General features: G+C 65.0%; 19 protein-coding genes. 6 read left to right on the top strand and 13 right to left on the bottom strand.

Annotation, left to right across the window (positions count from 1 at the left end; all coding sequences use genetic code 11):
- Positions 1-118 precede the first annotated feature (118 nt).
- Entirely contained in the window at positions 119-4,660 is a 4,542-nt protein-coding gene (gene gltB, locus RVY76_RS00990; protein WP_317375198.1) for a glutamate synthase large subunit, read from the top strand.
- An 87-nt stretch (positions 4,661-4,747) separates the two neighbouring features.
- Here the strand turns inward: gltB and RVY76_RS00995 are convergent, their stop codons facing one another.
- The 3 genes from RVY76_RS00995 to RVY76_RS01005 form a co-directional block, all read right to left on the bottom strand.
- Positions 4,748-6,058 carry a cytochrome-c peroxidase gene (locus RVY76_RS00995; RefSeq protein ID WP_317375199.1) on the bottom strand — a complete coding sequence of 437 codons (1,311 nt, stop codon included), beginning with the start codon at positions 6,056-6,058 and terminating at the stop codon, positions 4,748-4,750.
- A 137-nt stretch (positions 6,059-6,195) separates the two neighbouring features.
- Entirely contained in the window at positions 6,196-7,287 is a 1,092-nt protein-coding gene (locus RVY76_RS01000) for a site-specific DNA-methyltransferase (protein WP_317375200.1), read from the bottom strand.
- Between the two features lie 115 nt (positions 7,288-7,402).
- Positions 7,403-8,011: a ribonuclease HII gene (locus tag RVY76_RS01005; protein ID WP_317375201.1), complete on the bottom strand. Its 609-nt coding sequence runs from the start codon at positions 8,009-8,011 to the stop codon at positions 7,403-7,405.
- 339 nt (positions 8,012-8,350) lie between these two features.
- On the opposite strand from RVY76_RS01005, the gene RVY76_RS01010 reads away from it, so the two are divergent.
- A complete protein-coding gene (locus RVY76_RS01010) occupies positions 8,351-8,638 on the top strand; it encodes a hypothetical protein (RefSeq protein WP_317375203.1) in 288 nt (95 codons plus the stop codon).
- Complete coding sequence (locus RVY76_RS01015; protein ID WP_317375204.1) at positions 8,610-9,311, top strand: hypothetical protein; 702 nt, start codon at positions 8,610-8,612, stop codon at positions 9,309-9,311. Before RVY76_RS01010 ends, RVY76_RS01015 begins: the two co-directional genes overlap by 29 nt.
- 197 nt (positions 9,312-9,508) lie before the next feature.
- Here RVY76_RS01015 and RVY76_RS01020 read toward each other — a convergent pair whose 3' ends face one another.
- Together RVY76_RS01020 and RVY76_RS01025 are read right to left on the bottom strand one after the other, a co-directional pair.
- The gene (locus RVY76_RS01020; RefSeq protein ID WP_317375206.1) at positions 9,509-9,862 is read right to left on the bottom strand and encodes a DUF1428 domain-containing protein; all 354 of its coding nucleotides are present in this window, start codon (positions 9,860-9,862) and stop codon (positions 9,509-9,511) included.
- Between the two features lie 207 nt (positions 9,863-10,069).
- The gene (locus RVY76_RS01025; RefSeq protein WP_317375207.1) at positions 10,070-10,489 is read right to left on the bottom strand and encodes a VOC family protein; all 420 of its coding nucleotides are present in this window, start codon (positions 10,487-10,489) and stop codon (positions 10,070-10,072) included.
- A gap of 87 nt (positions 10,490-10,576) precedes the next feature.
- Here RVY76_RS01025 and RVY76_RS01030 point away from each other — a divergent pair, with 87 nt between their 5' ends.
- Positions 10,577-11,263 carry a helix-turn-helix domain-containing protein gene (locus RVY76_RS01030; RefSeq protein ID WP_317375208.1) on the top strand — a complete coding sequence of 229 codons (687 nt, stop codon included), beginning with the start codon at positions 10,577-10,579 and terminating at the stop codon, positions 11,261-11,263.
- 446 nt (positions 11,264-11,709) lie between these two features.
- On the opposite strand, the gene hemC is transcribed toward RVY76_RS01030, so the two are convergent.
- Positions 11,710-12,654 carry a hydroxymethylbilane synthase gene (gene hemC / locus RVY76_RS01035; RefSeq protein ID WP_317375210.1) on the bottom strand — a complete coding sequence of 315 codons (945 nt, stop codon included), beginning with the start codon at positions 12,652-12,654 and terminating at the stop codon, positions 11,710-11,712.
- A 107-nt stretch (positions 12,655-12,761) separates the two neighbouring features.
- On the opposite strand from hemC, the gene hemE reads away from it, so the two are divergent.
- Positions 12,762-13,796, top strand: a complete 1,035-nt coding sequence (gene hemE / locus RVY76_RS01040; RefSeq protein ID WP_317375211.1) for a uroporphyrinogen decarboxylase — start codon at positions 12,762-12,764, stop codon at positions 13,794-13,796.
- Between the two features lie 9 nt (positions 13,797-13,805).
- Here hemE and RVY76_RS01045 read toward each other — a convergent pair whose 3' ends face one another.
- Positions 13,806-14,225: a gamma-glutamylcyclotransferase family protein gene (locus RVY76_RS01045; protein WP_317375213.1), complete on the bottom strand. Its 420-nt coding sequence runs from the start codon at positions 14,223-14,225 to the stop codon at positions 13,806-13,808.
- Positions 14,225-15,121, bottom strand: a complete 897-nt coding sequence (hemF, locus tag RVY76_RS01050) for an oxygen-dependent coproporphyrinogen oxidase (protein ID WP_317375215.1) — start codon at positions 15,119-15,121, stop codon at positions 14,225-14,227. The genes RVY76_RS01045 and hemF overlap by 1 nt, the downstream gene beginning before the upstream one ends.
- A gap of 96 nt (positions 15,122-15,217) precedes the next feature.
- Here hemF and RVY76_RS01055 point away from each other — a divergent pair, with 96 nt between their 5' ends.
- Entirely contained in the window at positions 15,218-15,616 is a 399-nt protein-coding gene (locus RVY76_RS01055; protein ID WP_317375217.1) for an excinuclease ABC subunit B, read from the top strand.
- 7 nt (positions 15,617-15,623) lie between these two features.
- Here the strand turns inward: RVY76_RS01055 and RVY76_RS01060 are convergent, their stop codons facing one another.
- The 5 genes from RVY76_RS01060 to clpS form a co-directional block, all read right to left on the bottom strand.
- Entirely contained in the window at positions 15,624-16,289 is a 666-nt protein-coding gene (locus tag RVY76_RS01060; protein WP_317375218.1) for a transaldolase family protein, read from the bottom strand.
- Position 16,290: 1 nt separating this feature from the next.
- A complete protein-coding gene (locus RVY76_RS01065; protein ID WP_317375220.1) occupies positions 16,291-17,244 on the bottom strand; it encodes a carbohydrate kinase in 954 nt (317 codons plus the stop codon).
- Between the two features lie 83 nt (positions 17,245-17,327).
- Entirely contained in the window at positions 17,328-18,140 is an 813-nt protein-coding gene (locus RVY76_RS01070; protein WP_317375222.1) for an SDR family NAD(P)-dependent oxidoreductase, read from the bottom strand.
- Between the two features lie 11 nt (positions 18,141-18,151).
- Complete coding sequence (locus RVY76_RS01075; RefSeq protein WP_317375223.1) at positions 18,152-19,111, bottom strand: class I SAM-dependent methyltransferase; 960 nt, start codon at positions 19,109-19,111, stop codon at positions 18,152-18,154.
- 16 nt (positions 19,112-19,127) lie between these two features.
- Positions 19,128-19,451, bottom strand: coding sequence for an ATP-dependent Clp protease adapter ClpS (gene clpS / locus RVY76_RS01080; RefSeq protein WP_410796016.1), 324 nt, complete (start codon positions 19,449-19,451; stop codon positions 19,128-19,130).
- Positions 19,452-19,482: the final 31 nt, after the last annotated feature.

Here is a 19,482-nt window from a genome sequence, read left to right on the forward strand (position 1 = left end):
CGATCGAGATTGGACTAACGCGCCGGACGGTGGTCTTTTTCCCGCCGGGGCGCATCATTGCAGGACAACGGCCGGGATCGACGCGATCCTCGCCTTGATGAGCGAAGGGGACTGACCGATGACCAAATACGACGCAGCCTGGGTCGCCCGCGAGACGGCCAAGCGGGCCCATATGGATGCCCATTCGCTCTATCGCGAAAGCGACGAGCATTCGTCCTGCGGTGTCGGCCTTGTCGTCAATATCGATGGCGAGAAGAGCCGCGGCGTGGTCGAGGCCGGCATCGACGCGCTGAAGGCGATCTGGCATCGCGGTGCGGTCGATGCGGACGGAATGACGGGCGACGGCGCGGGCATCCACGTGCAGATCCCGGTCAAGTTCTTCTACGACCAGATCGAGCGGACGGGTCACACGGCCAACAAGGATGCGCTGATCGCCGTGGGTCAGGTCTTTCTTCCGCGGACCGATTTCGGCGCGCAGGAGACCTGCCGCACGATCGTCGAGACCGAGGTCCTGCGCATGGGCCACTACATCTATGGCTGGCGCCACGTGCCGGTCGATACGACCTGCCTGGGCGAGAAGGCCAACGCGACCCGTCCCGAGATCGAGCAGATCCTGATCTCGAACGCGAAGGGCGTGGACGAGGAGACGTTCGAACGCGAGCTATATGTCATCCGCCGGCGGATCGAGAAGGCCAGCGCCGCGGCCGGTGTTCGCGATCTCTATCTCGCGTCGCTGTCGTGCCGGTCGATCATCTACAAGGGCATGATGCTGGCCGAGCAGGTCGCCGAATTCTATCCCGACCTGAAGGACGAGCGCTTCGTCTCGGCCTTCGCGATCTATCACCAGCGGTATTCGACCAACACCTTCCCGCAATGGTGGCTGGCGCAGCCCTTCCGCATGCTGGCCCATAACGGCGAGATCAACACGCTGAAGGGCAACCTGAACTGGATGAAGAGCCACGAGATCCGCATGGCCTCGGGGGCCTTCGGCGACATGGCCGAGGACATCAAGCCGATCGTCCCGCAGGGATCGTCCGACAGCGCGGCACTCGATTCCGTGTTCGAGGCCCTTGTGCGTGCCGGCCGCTCGGCCCCGATGGCCAAGACGATGCTGGTGCCGGAATCCTGGTCGAAGCAGGCGCAGGAACTGCCCGAAGCGTGGCGCGACATGTATTCCTACTGCAACTCGGTGATGGAGCCGTGGGACGGCCCCGCCGCGCTTGCCATGACCGACGGGCGCTGGGTCTGTGCGGGTCTGGACCGCAACGGCCTGCGGCCGATGCGCTACGTCGTGACAGGCGACGGGATGGTCATCGCGGGATCCGAGGCGGGAATGGTGCCCGTCGACGAGAGCAACGTGGTCGAGAAGGGCGCGCTCGGTCCTGGCCAGATGCTCGCCATCGACATGGAAGCGGGGCAGCTTTTCCACGACGTGGAGATTAAGGACAAGCTCGCCGCGTCGCAGCCCTTCGGCGAGTGGGTCGAACGGATCACCGAGCTCGACACGGAACTGTCGAAGGTCAGCGAGGCCCCGATCTTCACCGGCGCGGATCTGCGCCGGCGGCAGATCAGCGCGGGCTACACGATGGAGGAACTCGAGCAGATCCTCGCGCCCATGGCCGAGGACGGCAAGGAGACGCTCGCCTCGATGGGTGACGACACGCCGTCTGCCGTCCTGTCCGAGACCTACCGTCCGCTGTCGCATTTCTTCCGTCAGAATTTCAGCCAGGTGACGAACCCGCCGATCGACAGCCTGCGCGAATTTCGCGTGATGAGCCTCAAGACCCGGTTCGGCAACCTCAAGAACGTGCTCGACGAATCGAGCGCGCAGACCGAGATCGTCGTGCTCGACAGTCCGTTCGTCGCGAACGCGCAGTTCGACCGCATGGTCGAGAGCTTCACCTCTCCGATGGTCGAGATCGACTGCACCTTCCCCGAAGGCGCGGGCACCGGCACCCTGTCGAAGGCGCTGCACCGCATCCGCGCGGAGGCCGAGGACGCGGTCCGCTCGGGCGCGGGTCACATCGTGCTGACCGACAGCCACGCCTCGGAAGACCGTGTGCCGATCCCGATGATCCTCGCGACCTCGGCGGTGCATTCCTGGCTGACGCGCCAAGGGCTCAGGACCTTCTGCTCGCTCAACGTTCGGTCGGCCGAATGCATCGACGCGCATTACTTCGCGGTGCTGATCGGCTGCGGCGCCACGACGGTGAACCCCTATCTCGCCGAGGACAGCATCGCCGATCGGATCGAGCGGGGGCTGCTCGAGGGCACGCTCACCGAGGCGATGACGCGCTATCGCGTGGCGATCGACCAGGGCCTTCTGAAGATCATGGCCAAGATGGGGATCAGCGTCGTGTCGTCCTATCGCGGCGGGCTCAACTTCGAGGCGGTGGGGCTCAGCCGTGCCATGTGCGCGGAATACTTCCCGCGGATGCAGTCGCGGATTTCCGGGATCGGCGTGAACGGCATCCAGCGGAAGGTCGAGGAGGTCCATGCGCGCGGTTTCCGCGGCGGGCAGGACGTGCTGCCGATCGGCGGCTTCTACAAGCTGCGCCGGTCGGGCGAGACGCATGCCTGGCAGGCGACCAGCATGCACATGCTGCAGATGGCCTGCGACCGGGCAAGCTATCAGCTCTGGAAGCAGTTCAGCGAGAAGATGCGCGCCGCGCCGCCGATCCATCTGCGCGATCTCATGGATTTCAAGGCGCTCGGGGCCCCGGTTCCGATCGAGGAGGTCGAGTCGATCACCTCGATCCGCAAGCGCTTCGTGACGCCGGGAATGTCCCTGGGCGCGCTCAGCCCCGAGGCGCACAGGACGCTGTCGATCGCCATGAACCGGATCGGCGCGAAATCCGATTCCGGCGAGGGCGGCGAGGATCCCAAGGACTTCGCGCCGGACGCCAACGGCGACAATCGCTCGGCCAAGATCAAGCAGGTGGCCTCGGGGCGTTTCGGCGTGACGGCGGAATACCTGCTCAATTGCGAAGAGCTGGAGATCAAGATCGCGCAGGGCGCCAAGCCCGGCGAGGGCGGGCAGCTGCCCGGTATGAAGGTTACCAAGCTGATCGCGAAGTTGCGGCATTCGACCCCGGGCGTGACGCTGATCTCGCCGCCGCCGCATCACGACATCTATTCGATCGAGGATCTGGCGCAGCTGATCTACGACCTGAAGCAGATCAACCCGCGCGCCAAGGTCACCGTGAAGCTGGTGGCGTCCTCGGGCGTCGGCACGATCGCGGCGGGCGTCGCCAAGGCCAAGGCGGACGTGATCCTGATCTCGGGACATAACGGGGGCACTGGCGCGTCGCCGGCGACCTCGATCAAGTATGCGGGCCTGCCGTGGGAGATGGGCCTGACCGAGGCGCATCAGGTTCTTGCCATGAACAACCTGCGCTCTCGTGTGACGCTCAGGACCGATGGCGGGCTCAGGACCGGGCGCGACATCGTCATGGCGGCGATGATGGGGGCTGAGGAATACGGTATCGGCACCGCCGCGCTCATCGCGATGGGCTGCATCATGGTGCGGCAATGCCAGTCGAACACCTGTCCCGTGGGCGTCTGTACGCAGGACGACGCGCTGCGCGACAAGTTCACCGGCAATGCCGACAAGGTGGTGAACCTCATCACCTTCTATGCGACCGAAGTGCGGGAGATCCTGGCCTCGATCGGGGCGCGGTCGCTCAAGGACGTGATCGGGCGTGCGGACCTGCTGAGCCAGGTCAGCCGGGGAAGCGCGCATCTCGACGATCTCGACCTGAACCCGCTCCTCGTGACGGTCGATGGCGCGGAGAAGATCACCTACGACCGCGACCGTCCGCGGACGCCGGTGCTCGACACGCTCGACGCGGAGATCGTACGCGATGCGCAACGTTTCCTAGAGGATGGCGAGAAGATGCAGCTGAGCTATGCGGTGCGCAATACGCACCGGACGGTCGGCACGCGGACGTCGAGCCATATCGTCAAGCGCTTCGGGATGCGGGACCACGGGCTGCAGCCCGACCACCTGCACGTGAAGCTGACCGGCAGCGCGGGGCAGTCGCTCGGCGCGTTCGCGGCACCGGGGCTCAAGATCGAGGTGTCCGGCGACGCAAACGACTATGTCGGCAAGGGCCTTTCCGGCGGGACGATCGTCGTGCGGCCGCCGATGGTGAGCCCGCTCGTTGCGAGCGAGAACACGATCATCGGCAACACCGTGCTTTATGGCGCGACCGAAGGGCATCTTTTTGCCGCGGGCCGTGCGGGCGAGCGGTTCGGCGTGCGCAATTCCGGTGCGCATACGGTGATCGAGGGCTGCGGGTCGAACGGCTGCGAATACATGACCGGCGGCGTCGCGGTGATCCTGGGCGAGATCGGTGCCAATTTCGGGGCCGGCATGACCGGCGGGATGGCTTTCGTCCACGATCCGAGCGGAACTGCGTGTCAGATGATGAACATGGAGACGCTCGTGACCTGTCCGGTCTCGACCGACCATTACGAGGGCCAGCTGCGCGATCTGATCGAGCGGCACCATCGCGAGACGAACAGCCGCCGTGCCGCAGATATCCTGCAGCATTGGGATGTGGAGCTTGCGAACTTCGTTCAGGTCTGTCCGAAGGAGATGCTGAACAAGCTCGAATATCCGCTCGGGGTCGAGGATCGCGCCATTCCCGCGGAGTGAAAGTTCACGGGCGGGCCCGAGCGGTCCGCCCGACATCGAACGCCATGACGGATCGAGCATCCGTACAATGGGAAATGCCGGTCGCGCTCAGCGGTCGACGGGCAGGCCCGAGGGAACGGCGTCAGGTATGCCGAGGCGACCGTCAATCGAGCCGCGATCGGTTAGGCTGCCGAGGAACGCCATGAGCGCGTCGAGCTCCCGTTCGTCGAGCGGGGTGCCGGGATTGGCGGCTGCGGCGATCGCCGCACGTTCGACCGGATTCTCCATCGCCCAGAAATCGGGGACGATGCCCTCGATCCGGGGCAGCACCGACTGGTCGCGGTATCGCTCGATTGCCGGTCCGGGATCGGCATGGTCGCGAAGGAACCCGCGCAGATCGTCATGGGCCCCCGCATGCCCCCATGGCCCCGTTTCCGTCACGTTGCGCAGCATCGGCGTGCGGAACGCATAAGCATCCTCTGCCCGGCCGGTGACGCGAAGTCGGCCGATATCGCGTTGGTGGTTCTCGAACCGCTCGGCCTTCCCGGGTCCGAGCTGCGGAGCGGCCATCGCATGGAACGACATGTCGCTGAGCAGGGGGCCGGAATGGCAGGTGGCGCAGCCGGCCGAGCCGGTGAAGAGCGCCAGGCCGTCCGAAGCTGCGTCGCCCAGCGTGGTTTCGCCCCTCAGATAGCGGTCGAAAAGGCTGTCGTCGGCGCGCCATTCATGCGCCATGAAGGCCGCGATCGCGTCGGAGATGTCGGTGAAATCGATGTCGCGACCGGCGGCGATTTCGGGATAGGCGGCAGTAAAACGCCGCGCATATTCCGGAATGTCCGCGACACGTCCGGCGATCGTGTCCCAGGCCCCGTCCGGACCCGTGAGACGGCCCTGCCGCACGAGTTTGGCGACGTCGTTCTCCTGATAATGACCGGCCATCTCGTCGGGGCTCAGGACGGGAAACATGGTCTGCGCCGACAGGAGGCTCGCGAAGCCCTGGACCATCTCGTCCTCGAGCGGTGTCCTGAGACCCGACGGCCGGTCGGGATCGGCCTCGATCCGGCCGTCGTGGAAAAGCACGGTGACGTCCCGATGCCCGAGATTGAAGAGCGGCGGGGCGTTCCGGGGGATCCGCTGTTCCGGCATGTTCATCGGATCGGGATGCCGGTCTGGCCCGAGACCCGTTCCACCCTCGCCGAGGCCGAGCGACAGCCCGTCGCCCGTCGCGAAGCGGGGATGGTGGCAGGACGCGCAGGAAATGTTGCGGTTGCCCGACAGGATCGGATCGTAGAACAGCAGCCGCCCGAGCTGAAACTCTTCCATCGAATGCTGCGAATACCCGGCCGGATCGATCGGCGGCGGCAGATCGCCCGCTCGGGCGGGGAGGGCGACGAAAAGCAGGAGCAGGATGGCCTTCATGCGCGTGAGAAAAGCGCAATCCGGGCCGATCCGTCAATGAAATAAAGACCCCGCCGGCTGGGCCGGCGGGGCAAGGTAGCGCCGTCGGGGCGAATGCAGAGGCATCCGCTCGCCCTTGGCGCTGGCGGTAACGCGGTTCAGCGCAGCTCTGCGCGGATCTGTTGTCTGAGAATGTCGATGGGAACGCGCTGGCCGTCGCGCACGAAGCTCCAGTAGGTCCAGCCGTTGCACGAGGGCGCACCGTCGAGCGCGGCCCCCACCTGATGGATCGAGCCGGTCACGTGATCGGCGACGAGCGTGCCGTCGGCGCGCACCTTCGCGACCTGACCGCGGGAATTCTGCAGCTTTTCGCCGGGGCGCAGCAGGCCGCGTTCGACGAGTTGCCCGAAGGGGATGCGCGGCTCGGCGCGCTTGGATTGCGTGACGTCGAGCGCGGATCGGTCGAACTTGCGCACGCGCGACAGGCGGCGGTTCGCGATGTCGATATAGCCCTGGTCGCGTTCGATCCCGATGAAGTCGCGCCCGAGCATCTTGGCGACGGCACCGGTCGTGCCGGACCCGAAGAACGGGTCGAGCACCACATCGCCGGGATTGGTCGTGCCGACGATCACACGGTGCAGCAGGCTTTGCGGCTTCTGCGTCGGATGCGCCTTTTCGCCGTCGGGGGTCTTCTCGCGCTCATGGCCCGAGCAGATCGGCAGGACCCAGTCGCTGCGCATCTGGACGCCTTCGTTGAGCGCCTTGAGCGCATCGTAGTTGAAGGTGTATTTGGCCTCTTCGCTGCGACCCGCCCAGATCATCGTCTCGTGCGCGTTGGTGAGCCGTTTGCCCTTGAAGTTCGGCATCGGGTTGGTCTTGCGCCAGACGACGTCGTTGAGGATCCAGAACCCCTGATCCTGAAGCGCGGCACCCACGCGAAAGATGTTGTGATAGCTTCCGATCACCCAGATCGCCCCGTTGGGCTTGAGCACACGCCGCGCGGCGCGAAGCCAGTCGCGGGTGAAGCGGTCGTAATCGGCGAAGCTCGAGAAATGGTCCCAGGCATCGTCGACGGCGTCGACCTGACTGTTGTCCGGGCGATGCAGCGCGCCCTTGAGCTGCAGGTTGTAGGGCGGGTCGGCGAAAATCAGATCGACGGAAGCTTCGGGAAGGCTGTCCATCGCCTCGATGCAATCACCGCACAAGATTCTGTTGAGCGGCAGCGTAGCTGCGCTTTGGGTGGTCGTCATCCGGTTTCACTGCCTCGTATGCCGCGTCGTTTTCGACGCTTGCCGTTGTTGATCCAAAGATGCCGAGCGAAAGGAGAAGATTCAAAGCGTTTTTCGCCGGGGGCGTTAACGAATTTCATTGATACAAGATATTGTGGATTGGACGGAAAGACCGCCTGTGATGTGGGGTCACGCCGTGGCTTTTCAGTCCCAGTTGGTGCCGCGCCGTGCCGTAGCCCATATTCGTTTCCCATCCGTAATGCGGATGCTGTTGCGCGAGCGTCACCATGAGGCGGTCGCGCGTCACCTTCGCCACGATCGATGCCGCCGCGATCGAGAGGCTGAGCGCGTCGCCCTTGATGACCGCCTCCGAAGGGCAGGGCAGGCCAGCCGGGATCTGGCGGCCATCGACGAGCAGGTGATCGGGCACGATCGGAAGATCGTCGAGAGCGCGGCGCATGGCGAGAAAGCTTGCCTGCAAGATGTTCATATCGTCGATCTCGGCGACGCTCGCCTCGCCGATGCCGATCCACGCGCAATTGCGCAGGCGCTCGAAGAGGCCTTCGCGCCGGGCGGCGCTCAGCTTCTTGCTGTCGTCGAGGCCGTCGGGAACGAGACCGGGGTCGAGCACGACGCAAGCCGCGACGACGGGACCGGCCCATGGACCCCGGCCGACTTCGTCGAGGCCGGCGACGATCCGGGCACCGCCGCGACGGGCCGCGTCTTCATGTAGGAAATCGGGCATGGTCCGCGGCTTGTCGCAGAAGCGCGTTCTGCGCAAGCGCGAAGGGTGGGGCAGGGCATCGTCGTACTGTTTAAAATCGAACCAAGAATGATGCCCTGCCCCTCACGACCCGACGGGCCAAGATGTGCGGAATGGATTTCCGCCGAACCGTGAAGGCTCGACCGGCCGGGTGCGTACGGGTCCCGGTTCGGCCTGCTTGGACCTTTCCCCCAAGGTCGCGAGGCAGGCAATAACGTCGCAGTGCAATGCGATGTCAGTCCCGCGAAGGGGCTTTGTCATTGAATAACGTGCCCCGATCGGCAAGGATTTGCCGTATCCGCATGAAAGGCTTGTCGCGTCGTGATCCGTCTCCGTTCCCTTGCCGTCGCGTCACTGATCTTCGGTGTCCTTGCGGGTGCCGCGAGCGCCGAATGCTACGCCGATTACAAGGCGAAGCGTGACGATCCCCTGCGGCTCCATTATGGGGTTATCCGTCTCAGCGATTCGGAATGCGCCGATCCCTCATCCTCGGTGGCGCGACGCATCGCGTCTGACGGATGGGAGCTTCTGACGGTGATGCAGGTCTTCGACCGAGCCGCCGCGGATCGAAGGAGATCGGATGCCGGGAACTATTTTCTCCGCTACTGACAGTCGCTGGGGAGGACGCGTTGCGACGATCGGCATCGCGGCGATCGTCTCGATCCTCGGCCTCACGGCAATCTTCCTGTTCCTCAGCCTGCCGGACGGAAACCTGTTCGACGAGCGGGTCGAGCAGATATTCATCGACAATGCGGGCCTGACCTCGGGCGAGACCGTCCGGTTGCTCGAGATCATCGCGCAATCCGGCACGGCCTTTTCCGACGTACTGGCGAGCTACCGCGTCATCATCTTCGTACTTCTCGTCTTCGCGACGGCGCTTCTGCTGGCTGCCCTCGTCTTTCTCGTGACGATCCTCGCGCTCAATCGCCGCATGGGAGAGCTCGAAAGAGCGGGGATCCAGGTTTCCTCCCTGCTGATCTCGCGGGCGGAGCGGACCGTCTATCTCAACAACATGGAGTTTTCGCTGACCGAAGCGGCGATCGAGACGCTGAGCGTGCTTGCCGAGGCGCGCATGGACGGGGATGTCCTGTCGGGCGCGGAACTCGAGGCGATGGTCTCGGGGCGCAACGCGGCAGATTGCGACGAAGCCGCGGGTGCCACGCGGATCAAGCGGCTGCGCGACGCGCTCGGCAATCAGATGGTCAGCGAATTGCTGGTCAAGACGATCGCCAGGCGAGGCTACATGCTGTCGATCGATCGGGACGTCATCCGTATGGTCTGAGGTCGATCGGTCGACTTCGCAGCCTACCGGCGGGGACCGATATCGGATCTCCAGATGAGTGGTGCGCTCAGGCACGACCGAGCCAAGTCATCGCAATTTGCCCGAGCGCAAATGAACACCGTGCCGCTGGGTACCCCCGCATTCGGCAAAACGCCCGACGAATCCATCGGTGCATTCATGCTAGGGTTGGGCCACCCTCACTCATCAGCATCGAAGATAGGCGTGAAGCCGCCCCATATCATGCGCGTGCCGTCGAACGGCATGTCGAGGTCATGCCAGCGCGGATCGGATTCCATCGACGCACCGCAGCGGTCATGCGTCTCCTTGTCGGGCCAGACGATCCACGAGAAGCAGACCGTCTCGCCCCCCTTCAGGTCCACGGCCCGTTTGAAATCCGTGCGCGTCCCGTCGGCGATGCTGTCGCCCCAGCATTCCATCGTCTGCAACGCACCGTATTCGCGAAAGAGCGGCCAGGCCTTTCGGGCGCTGTCGATATAGGCTTGCTTGTTGTCGTCAGGGACGGGCGTGAGGAAGCCGGCGATATAGGTCATTCGGGATCTCCGTTATTTGCATCGGGGGCGGCGTGTCGATGAGGTTCGTCGGGTGATTGGCGAGCGCCAAGCGAACCCGCAGGTCGCGAACTGGGCCCGGAGCGAAGTCCGGTGCCCGGTCGAAGATGGGGGCCGCGGCGAAGGCGGAAGGATCAACCGGCATGGCCGGCCTTTCCGGTCACGAATTGCAGGTTTGGTGGGAAGAGCTCAGGCGTCACCGCCCGATCCCTTCATCGCGGTCATGTCCAGAAAGACCGTTTCCCAGACATGGCCATCCGGATCCTCGAATGCCCCGCCATACATCGGGCCCTGTTGCTGCCTTGCCCGTGTCTCGGTTCCGCCCGCAGCGATGGCCCTTTGGTGGATCTGGTCTACGGCTTCCCTGCTGTCGAACGACAGGCAGAGCAGCACGCCGCTTTCGGTTTTCGGGTCGATGATGCGTTTGTCGGTGAAGCTGGCATAGAAATCATGATCGAGCAGCATCACGCTGATCGTATCGGACCAGACCATGGCCGAAGCGCGATCGTTCGAGAAACCCGCGTTCCTGTCGAAGCCCAACGCCTTGTAGAAGGCGCTTGCGGCAGCGACGTTCCCGACAGGCAGATTCACGAAAATAGACTTTTGCATATCCGGTTTTCCTTATGGACCGCCGAGACGTTCGGGTTCGTACGCCTGTCTGGACAGGCTAGGCGATATGGATTACAAAAAGCAACAATGAAGTTACCTAAAGAAACTAGAGAAGCAGACAGCCCCCACGGGCGCTGGTATGGCGATGCCTGCGGTACGGCATTCGCCTTGGAATTGCTGGGCGAACGCTGGTCGCTTCTGGTCGTTCGCGAACTCATGTTCGGACCGCGACGCTTTTCGGATATCCGCGCAAGCCTGCCTGGAATAAGCGCCAAGACCCTTGCCGAACGACTGGCGAGCCTGGAATCGCATGGTATTCTTGCGCGCCACGCGGCAACGGATGCCGTGCCCGCACAGCTCTACGGTCTGACCGACTGGGGCCATGCTGCCGAACCGCTGATCCAGGAACTCGGGCGCTGGGCCGCGGCCTCGCCTCTGCACGATCCGACGCTGCCGCTTTCCGCTGCGTCCTTCATGCTGTCGCTGAGGACGATGTTCGACGCCGCTGCGGCAGGGGATCTTGCGGCACGAATCGTCTTTGCGATCGGCACGGTGCGGTTCACGGCGCACCTTGCCGATGGGGCGTTACCGGTCGAGCGGGGAGAGGCCGCGGAGTGCGAACTCGGCATATCGGCCCCGTCCGGATCGGCGCTCGCCGCGGTATTCTACGGCGATATGCCGCCCGCTGAAGTCGGCGTCGAGGTTACGGGGGATCCGGAGCTTTTCGAGACGTTCAGGTCGCTTTTCGAGCTGCCCGACAAGCGACCGGCGTAATATAGCGGAAAATCCCGTGGGTGGTCGTCGGAGTGGTGCCGGGTGGGTCGGTACGGCCATTCGGGCTAGCCATGGGGACGGGCCTTTTCGGAGTGGCTGGCAACCCGAGGAAGAAGGCGCACGGAAAGAGCTGCCTGCGCTGCTGAGACCTGCCTCAACGGCGGATAGAGCTTCGGAATTGCGCGCTGATCCCTTTGCCCCGACGCAACGTTAGAATGCGTATGAAGCATGATACCTGACACTGGATAACGGGACGCGAGAGCTTCATGTCCGCTACGAGATCGCTGTTCATGGGGTCCGGCAGACTTTCACGGGTCCATTCGGGTTCGCAAAAGACATTCAATGCTTGCGCTGCGGTATTTCCGGCGGCAGGGCTCGATCTCTGCTTGCCCGACCCGCAAGTCCGGGCATCCGATTGCCGCGATCTGCCGCGGAGCTCCCCTAGCTCAGCCGGTCTTCCAGTCGAAGAAGCCCGGTCCAGCGCGGTCCAGAAGTGAACGGGCCAGCGTTCGGCCGAGCTCGGGGCCGTCCGCCGCGAGGCCCTCGATCAGGTCCGACAGCGCCTCCGATCCGTCCGTCTTCAGAATTTCTCCGCGGAGCGTCAGGCGGTCGCCGTCGAGCGTGGCAAGCGCTGCGATGGGCGTCTCGCACGACCCGTCGAGCGTCGCGAGAAAGGCGCGCTCGGCCGCGAGGCGCGTGCCGGTCTGACCATCGTGGATGGCCGCGAGCATTTCGGCCGCGCGGTCGTCATCCATTCGCCGTTCGACGCCGATGGCCCCCTGCGCCACGGCAGGCAGCATCGTCTCGGGCGGGACGGGATTGCGCGGAATGTCGTCGTTGCCGAGCCGGTCGAGCCCCGCCATGGCGAGGAACGTGGCATCGGCGACGCCGTCCTCGAGTTTTCTCAGCCGCGTCTGCACGTTGCCCCGGAACTCTACGACCTGGAGGTCGGGACGGCGGTTCAGCAATTGCGCGCGCCGTCTGAGCGAGGAGGTGCCGACCGTGGCACCCTGCGCCAGATCATCGAGCGTGCCGCCGTCGAGCGCGATGAACGCATCACGCTCATCCGCGCGCGGCAGGTAGGTGTCGAGAAGAAGCCCCTCGGGCTGCAACGTCGGCATGTCCTTCATCGAATGAACCGCAAGATCGATCTCGCCCGCGCTCAGAGCCTCCTCGATCTCGCGCGTGAAGAGACCCTTGCCGCCGATCTCCTTCAGCGGGCGGTCGATCACCCGGTCGCCGGAGGTCTTGATGACCACCACTTCGAACGCCTCGGAAGGCAGGCGGAATGCATCGGCGAGCCGCATGCGCGCCTCATTCGCCTGGATAAGCGCCAGCGGCGATCCGCGGGTGCCGATCTTCATCGGGGTGTCGGGCGTGGGACGTCTCATGGAACGAACGCTTAGCCGGGGCGCGAGGACAGCACAACCGAAACCGTCTTGACATTGACCGGCCCGACCCGGACGACCCTCCGTGACGCGGAAAGCGAGGAAATATCATGGCCGAGAAACTGCTCATGCGTGCGCTGAAGGGTGAAACGCTCGACGTGCCGCCCGCCTGGATGATGCGCCAGGCCGGACGCTACCTGCCGGAATACAAGGCCACGCGCGCGCAGGCGGGTGATTTCCTGTCGCTCTGCTATACGCCCGAACTCGCCGCCGAGGTGACGTTGCAGCCGATCCGGCGTTTCGGCTTCGATGCCGCGATCCTCTTTGCCGATATCCTGCTGGTACCGCAGGCGCTGGGTGCCGATCTGTGGTTCGTGACGGGGGAGGGGCCACGCCTCTCGACGCTGACCGACCGTGCCGGGATCGACGCGCTGAAGCCAGCCGATACGGTGCACGAGACGTTGAACCCGATCTACGAGACGGTGCGGATCCTGTCGCGCGAATTGCCGGAGGATGTCGCGCTCATCGGCTTTGCGGGCGCGCCCTGGACCGTCGCGACCTACATGGTCGCGGGCCGTGGAACGCCGGATCAGGGGCCGGCCCACGCACTCAAGGATGGCGATCCGGACGCCTTCGGCGCGCTGATCGACCGCATCACCGAGGCGACGATCGAGTATCTGTCCGCGCAGATCGAGGCGGGGGCCGAGGTCGTGAAGATCTTCGACAGCTGGGCGGGATCGCTGAAAGGCGACGATTTCACGCGCTATGCCGTGGCCCCGACCAAGCGGATCATCGCGGCACTGAAGGCGCGTCATCCCGGAATTCCGGTCATCGCCTTTCCCCGGCAGGCAGGTGACGGCTACAAGAATTTCGCGCGTGAAACTTCAGCGGATTGCGTGGCGCTCGACAATTCGGTCGCACCGGAATGGGCGGCAGAGCACGTGCAGCGTGGCGTCTGCGTGCAGGGCAATCTTGCGCCGGGACACATGGTGACGGGCGGGCAGGCGCTGATCGACGAGGTGCGCCATATCCGCGAGGCGTTCGCCAACGGGCCGCATATCTTCAATCTCGGCCACGGTATCACGCCCGATGCCGATCCCGACAACGTGGCGCTGATGCTCGAGACATTGCGCGAGCGGCGCTAGGTCCGCCCGTTATCTCACGTCGCCGGGCGAGACGAAGGCATCGGCCCAGTCGCCGCTCGGGATGAGCTGTACCGGGTCGACCCGATCGATGTAGAGATAGAGCCAGGCCTCCATCGGGCCCTGGTCGGTCTGCACCTCACGGCGGACGCGCTCGTACTCGGCGGGTTCGTCCATGAGGCCCTCGTAATCGTCGAGGATCGCCATCACGCCGGTCGTGGTCAGACGCCAGACCTCGCCCTTGACCGATCCGGGGCCTTCCTCGATCAGCGCGGGATACCACCCGGTCGAATAGAGAAGCCCCGGCACCCAGCCCTCGGCGATGAATTCCGCCCCGCCACGGAAGGCGAGTGTCGCCTCGTTGTTGATGAAGCCCCGGCGCAGCGTCCCGTAGACGAAGACCAGATCGCCGATGTACCCGTCGCCCGCCATCAGACCCACTTGGCCAGCGGCGGAAGGCTCATCAGAACCGCATTGGCATCGTGCCCGGTCTCGAGCCCGAATTTCGTGCCACGGTCATAGACGAGGTTGTATTCGGCATAGAGGCCGCGATGGACAAGCTGCGCGTCCTTCTCCGGTACCCCGAACTCCATTCCGCGACGCTTTTCGACCAGTGGCACGAAGGCCGGGAGGAAGGCGCGGCCCATGTCCTGGATCATGGCGAAATCGGACTTCCAGTCGCCCGTGCAGTGATCGTCGAGGAACACGCCGCCCACACCGCGCGCGCGTCCGCGATGCGGGATGAAGAAATACTCGTCCGCCCAGTCCTTGAGCCGGGGATAGAGGTCGGTCCCGTACGGATCGAGATGGGCGCGCAACGTGTCGTGGAAATGTGCGGTATCCTCGGCGTAGTCGAGACAGGGATTGAGGTCCGATCCGCCGCCGAACCACCAGGCATGCGGGGTCCAGAACATCCGGGTGTTCATGTGTACCGCGGGGACGTGCGGGTTCTGCATGTGCGCCACCAGACTGATGCCGCTGGCCCAGAAACGCGGATCGCCCTCCATGCCGGGAATGCCCTTGCGCGCCGCCATCGCGGCCTGCGCGCGGGGGGCGAGGGTTCCGTAGACCTCGCTCACGTTGACGCCGACCTTCTCGAAGACGCGGCCGCCGCGCATCACGCTCATGAGGCCGCCACCGGCATCCGAGCCGTCGTCCGACTTGCGTCGCGTTTCGCTCACCTCGAAGCGGCCAGCCGGAGCTTCCGCGAAGGGGCCCGAATCGTGGTCACGCTCCAGCGCCTCGAACGCCGCGACGATCTCGTCGCGGAGGGCCCTGAACCACCTGGCGGCCTCGGCTTTCTCGGATCGGAACACGGCGTCGTCCATCGCAATCCCTTCTGTCGCTGGCATGGAAATGGGCCTATCATCGGGAGGTGCGGAAATCCACAGACAGGCATGCCCTGCGGTAGAAGGACCTTCCTGATGTTTTCCAAGCCCATGATGTGGCTTCTCGTTCCGCTCGCGCTCGGAGCATGCGCGACCCCGCGCGAGGCTTGTATCCGCGACGCGCAATCCGAGTTGCGCGCGGTCACGCGCGACATCTCCGCAATCGAGACCGACCTCGCCCGTGGATATCGTCTCGTCCGCACGCGCGAGACGGATTTTCGGCTGACGACCTGCTTCAGGCGCACCCGCGAGGGCGAGACGTTCGGCTATCCCTGCCAGAAGCCGGTGACGGTCACGAATTCGACGCCGATCGGTATCGATTATTCAGAAGAGCGGTCGCGGCTGTCGCAACTCAAGGCCCGGCAATCGCGGCTGCTGTCGTCGACGGAGGCCGGAATCCGGCAATGCCGCGCGGCCTATCCGGCGGAGAGCTGAGCAGGGGTCAGCTGGCCGCCGCCTCTTCGAACTGGGCGGCCGCGGCGAGTGTGCGGTCGTCCGAGAGAAGCTCGCGCGCCACTGCGGGCGCGATGGTGAAACAATCCTGCCCGCGGGCCGCGAGTTCGACCATCTGGCGTGCATTCCGCAGCGACGCGATGAGAACGCGCGTCTTGCCGCCTGCGGAGAGGCCGATGGCGCGCATCTCGGACATCGCGTCGTAGGCGGGCATTCCCGCCTCGAGCATCCGGCCGAAATAGGGTGCGATGTACTCGGCCCCGAGGGCTGTCGCGACGAACATCTGCTTGGGGTCGTAGCAGGCGGTCATCAGGATCGGTCCGTCGAGATCGCGGATCGCAGGCGTTGCGCGGATGCCGTCTTCGGTCAGGGGAATCTTGACCACGGTGCGGATGCCCGCATCCTTTCCGACGCGATAGAGTGTCCTGGCGAAGTCGACATAGCCCTCCACCGGGCCGGCGACCTGGGCGTGAAACTCCCTTGCGCCGAGACCTGCCGCATGATCGGCAAGGGTACCCCAGTCGATTTCGGGATAGCGCAGCCCCGCGCGTTGCGCGAGGAGCGGGTTGGTGGTGATACCGGTGAAGAGACCGGTGGGCAGCAGGGCGTCCCATTCGGTGCGATCGGCGGTATCGAGATAAAGATCGAGGCCCATATCAGTTCGCCCCCTGCATCGCCGCATCGAGCTCGTTTCTCGTGGGTGGATCGCATCCCTCTCGCGCGCAATTGATGGCGGCCGCGAGCATAGCTTCGGTGAGGATTGCATCGAGACCGGCGGCCTCGAGGCTCGCGATCGCATCGGGAGAAAGCGCGCCCTCGCGCGCGAGACCTGCGAGTGTCGCGGCCATGAATGTGTCGCCCGCGCCGACCGTATCGACAAGCGACGTGACTTTCGGCGCGGGAAGGTCGCGCCGTGCGCCGTCCTGCCAGATGCTGACCCCCTTGGGGCCACGTGTCATGACAAGGAGGGTCCGGGGCGCGGCCTCGGAGATCGTCGCGATCGCGGCGTCCGCATCGAGGTCGGGAAAGAGGCCGGAGAGATCCTCGTCGCTGAGCTTCACGAGATGGGCATGCGCGGCCATGCGCAGGATGCGCGCGCGATAGGCGTCCCGGTCCTTGATAACCGACAGGCGCACGTTCGGATCGAGCGACACGACGAGGCCGCGATCGGCGCAGGTCGTGCAGAAGGCCTCCCAGGCATCGGCATCGGGGCCGTCGGTCAGTGTCAGCGATCCGGTATGCACCGCGCGTGCCTCGTCCGGCAGGGCGGAGGAAAGGCTCTCGGTCGTGACCTGACGTTCGGCCGTCGCATCGCGCTGGAAATCGTAGCTCGGGATGCCCTTCGTGACCGTCACGCGCGACAAGGTCGTGGGCTCATCCCTGCGTCCGCCCCGCAAGTCCACACCCGATGCCTCAAGCGTGTCGGCGAGCCGCGCGCCCCAATCGTCGGTCGAGATCGGCGTGATATAGGCCACGTTCGCACCGAGCCTGCCAAGGGCCATCGCCACGTTGAATGGCGATCCGCCAGGGTGGGCCGCGACCTCTCCGTCGCGGGTCACGTGATCGATCAGGTTCTCGCCGCCGACGGCGATGAGCGGGCGCTGGGCCATTGTCCCTCCTCCTCGCGCGGATGGGGAACGCCGCGCACGGAAGTTATCTCGCGCAGGCCGCCAGCCCCGTCAAGCGAGAGCGATCAATGGGCGGGGGTCTCGACCACGTCGACGAGCGTGCGGCCACCGTCGATCGTCAGGATCTGTCCCGTCATGAAGCCCGACCCGTCGGCGGCAAGGAACTGTACGGCCTCGGCGATTTCCGACGCGCCGGCGATGCGGGCAAGGGGGGTTGCCTCGATGATCTCGGCCCTCAGATCGGCATCGGCCTTGATCGCGCCTTTCAGCGTTCCGCTCATCACGCTGCCGCAGGCAATGGCATTGACGCGGATGCGATGCGGGGCCAGCGCCACGGCAAGCGAGCGCGTGGCCTGATCGGCGGCAGCCGAACTGACCGAATAGGCCAGCAGGTTCGATTGCGTCCGCTGCGCGGCGATCGAGCTCATGTTGATGATCGACCCGATCGGTCCCTGATCGCGACCTTCCTCCTTGGCCTGGCGGATCATGCGCCGCGTGACCTGCTGCGTCAGTCGCAGCGATGTCATCAGGTTCTGCTCGAGCAGCTCGGCCACCGTATCGTCATCGGGATCGAGAGGATCTGATGTCGCCATCTGCCGCGAAGCGTTCACGAGAATGTCGATCCGGTCGAAGGCGTCGAGCGTTGCCGACAGGAGGTTGGCGATCGTGAGCTTCTCGCGCAGGTCGCCCGCGAAATAGCGCGCCGTGCCGCCTTCGTCCTCCGGCAGCTCGCCGATCTCGTCGACGAGGCGGTCCTCGTCCATGTCGCAGAGCATGACGTTCGCCCCGCGTTCGATGAAGTGCCGCGCGACGGCGAGGCCGGTTCCGTTGGCCGCCCCCGTGACGATGGCGGTCTTGCCGGAAATCGAGAAGGACATGGGTCTGGCCTTTATCTTGCGCGGCGCGGTCGCGCGGCGCGGTAGAGCTTGAAGGCGTTGGTGCCGGGCAGTTCGGAAACTTCGGCGAAATGCTCGTTCAACGTCGATTCGTAGGGCAGATGACGATTGGCGACCAACCAGAGCGTACCGCGCGGCTCGAGGATGCGGGCGGCATTGGCAAGGAAGGCACGACCCAAATCGGGAGTGCCGGCGCGCCCCTTGTGGAAGGGCGGGTTGCAGATCACGTGTCGTGCGGATCGGGGCGGCGTGAAGGCGGTCGCATCGGCCCAGTGAAAGACCGCGCGCGGATCCTCGACATTGCGCCGCGCGCAATCGAGCGTGGCGAGATCGGCCTCGACCAGATGGATTTCGGTGATCGCATCGCTGCGAAGCGCGTGACCCGCGAGATAACCCCATCCGGCACCGAGATCGACGACCGCACCGGCGAGCGAATCGATCACGCCAGCAAGAGCGGCCGATCCGGGGTCGATCCCGTCCGCGGAAAAGCTGCTTGGTGCCGTCCAGTACCCGTCGTCGTTCCGTGCGGGTTCGGCCAACCAGTCGCGGAATTCACCGCCTTCAAGCGCGAAGATCTTGCCGTGAGCCTTGGAGATGACCGGGCCAACCGTACCCACGGCACGGCAGGCCTTGAGCATCGCATCGATTCCGTCGGTCTTCTGCCCGTCGACGATGATCCGTCCCCCTGTCGCGGCCGCCCGCGCGATCCGATCACGCGCGAGAGCGCGTTCGCGCGGCAGCGAGACAATCGTCGTCGCCATGCCTGCGCGCAGATCCGTCGCGACATCGAGCCCGCGTCGCGAAAGCCTGTCGTGATCGGGTTGGACCGTCGAGATGAGCGTGACCGGGCCGGGCAGGGGGGAGATGTCGACATTGCCATCCGCGCCCAGGATCTGGACCGGAGTGTCGATCATTCCCTCATCGAGGGCGAGCCTGAGACGTGTGGACAGCATGGCGAGGCGCGCGCGCCTATTCCTTTTCCATCGTGCATTGCAGCGGATGCTGATGACGCCGCGCGAAATCCATGACCTGCGTCACCTTGGTTTCGGCCACCTCGAAGGAGAAGACGCCGACGACGGCGAGCCCCTTCTTGTGGACCGTCAGCATGATCTCGAAGGCCTGCGCGTGGTTGAGGCCGAAGAACCGTTCGAGCACGTGGACCACGAATTCCATCGGGGTGTAATCGTCGTTGAGCAGCATCACCTTGTAGAGCGGCGGCCGCTTGGTCTTGGGCTTCGTCTCCAGCACGACGTCGGTATCACCGTCGCCGGGCGTGGGCTTGCTGGACAGGATCGGAGAGCTCTCGATCACGTCGGGCCTTTCG

The sequence above is a fragment of the Palleronia sp. LCG004 genome (assembly GCF_032931615.1).
In the GTDB taxonomy this organism is placed as follows: domain Bacteria; phylum Pseudomonadota; class Alphaproteobacteria; order Rhodobacterales; family Rhodobacteraceae; genus Palleronia.

What these genes read in the sequence shown, in the direction of transcription:
- RVY76_RS01025 (WP_317375207.1), bottom strand. Translation starts at nt 10,489, where the DNA reads ATGCAAAAGTCTATTTTCGTGAATCTGCCTGTCGGGAACGTCGCTGCC.
- RVY76_RS01060 (WP_317375218.1), bottom strand. Translation starts at nt 16,289, where the DNA reads ATGGGCCTCGATCTTTATCTCGATACCGCCGATCGCACCGAATGGGAC.
- RVY76_RS01000 (WP_317375200.1), bottom strand. Translation starts at nt 7,287, where the DNA reads ATGACGACCACCCAAAGCGCAGCTACGCTGCCGCTCAACAGAATCTTG.
- hemC (WP_317375210.1), bottom strand. Translation starts at nt 12,654, where the DNA reads ATGAGACGTCCCACGCCCGACACCCCGATGAAGATCGGCACCCGCGGA.
- RVY76_RS01055 (WP_317375217.1), top strand. Translation starts at nt 15,218, where the DNA reads ATGTTTTCCAAGCCCATGATGTGGCTTCTCGTTCCGCTCGCGCTCGGA.
- RVY76_RS01020 (WP_317375206.1), bottom strand. Translation starts at nt 9,862, where the DNA reads ATGACCTATATCGCCGGCTTCCTCACGCCCGTCCCTGACGACAACAAG.
- hemE (WP_317375211.1), top strand. Translation starts at nt 12,762, where the DNA reads ATGGCCGAGAAACTGCTCATGCGTGCGCTGAAGGGTGAAACGCTCGAC.
- RVY76_RS01015 (WP_317375204.1), top strand. Translation starts at nt 8,610, where the DNA reads ATGCCGGGAACTATTTTCTCCGCTACTGACAGTCGCTGGGGAGGACGC.
- RVY76_RS01070 (WP_317375222.1), bottom strand. Translation starts at nt 18,140, where the DNA reads ATGTCCTTCTCGATTTCCGGCAAGACCGCCATCGTCACGGGGGCGGCC.
- RVY76_RS01045 (WP_317375213.1), bottom strand. Translation starts at nt 14,225, where the DNA reads ATGGCGGGCGACGGGTACATCGGCGATCTGGTCTTCGTCTACGGGACG.
- RVY76_RS01005 (WP_317375201.1), bottom strand. Translation starts at nt 8,011, where the DNA reads ATGCCCGATTTCCTACATGAAGACGCGGCCCGTCGCGGCGGTGCCCGG.
- RVY76_RS01075 (WP_317375223.1), bottom strand. Translation starts at nt 19,111, where the DNA reads ATGCTGTCCACACGTCTCAGGCTCGCCCTCGATGAGGGAATGATCGAC.
- RVY76_RS01030 (WP_317375208.1), top strand. Translation starts at nt 10,577, where the DNA reads ATGAAGTTACCTAAAGAAACTAGAGAAGCAGACAGCCCCCACGGGCGC.
- hemF (WP_317375215.1), bottom strand. Translation starts at nt 15,121, where the DNA reads ATGGACGACGCCGTGTTCCGATCCGAGAAAGCCGAGGCCGCCAGGTGG.
- RVY76_RS01065 (WP_317375220.1), bottom strand. Translation starts at nt 17,244, where the DNA reads ATGGCCCAGCGCCCGCTCATCGCCGTCGGCGGCGAGAACCTGATCGAT.
- RVY76_RS00995 (WP_317375199.1), bottom strand. Translation starts at nt 6,058, where the DNA reads ATGAAGGCCATCCTGCTCCTGCTTTTCGTCGCCCTCCCCGCCCGAGCG.
- gltB (WP_317375198.1), top strand. Translation starts at nt 119, where the DNA reads ATGACCAAATACGACGCAGCCTGGGTCGCCCGCGAGACGGCCAAGCGG.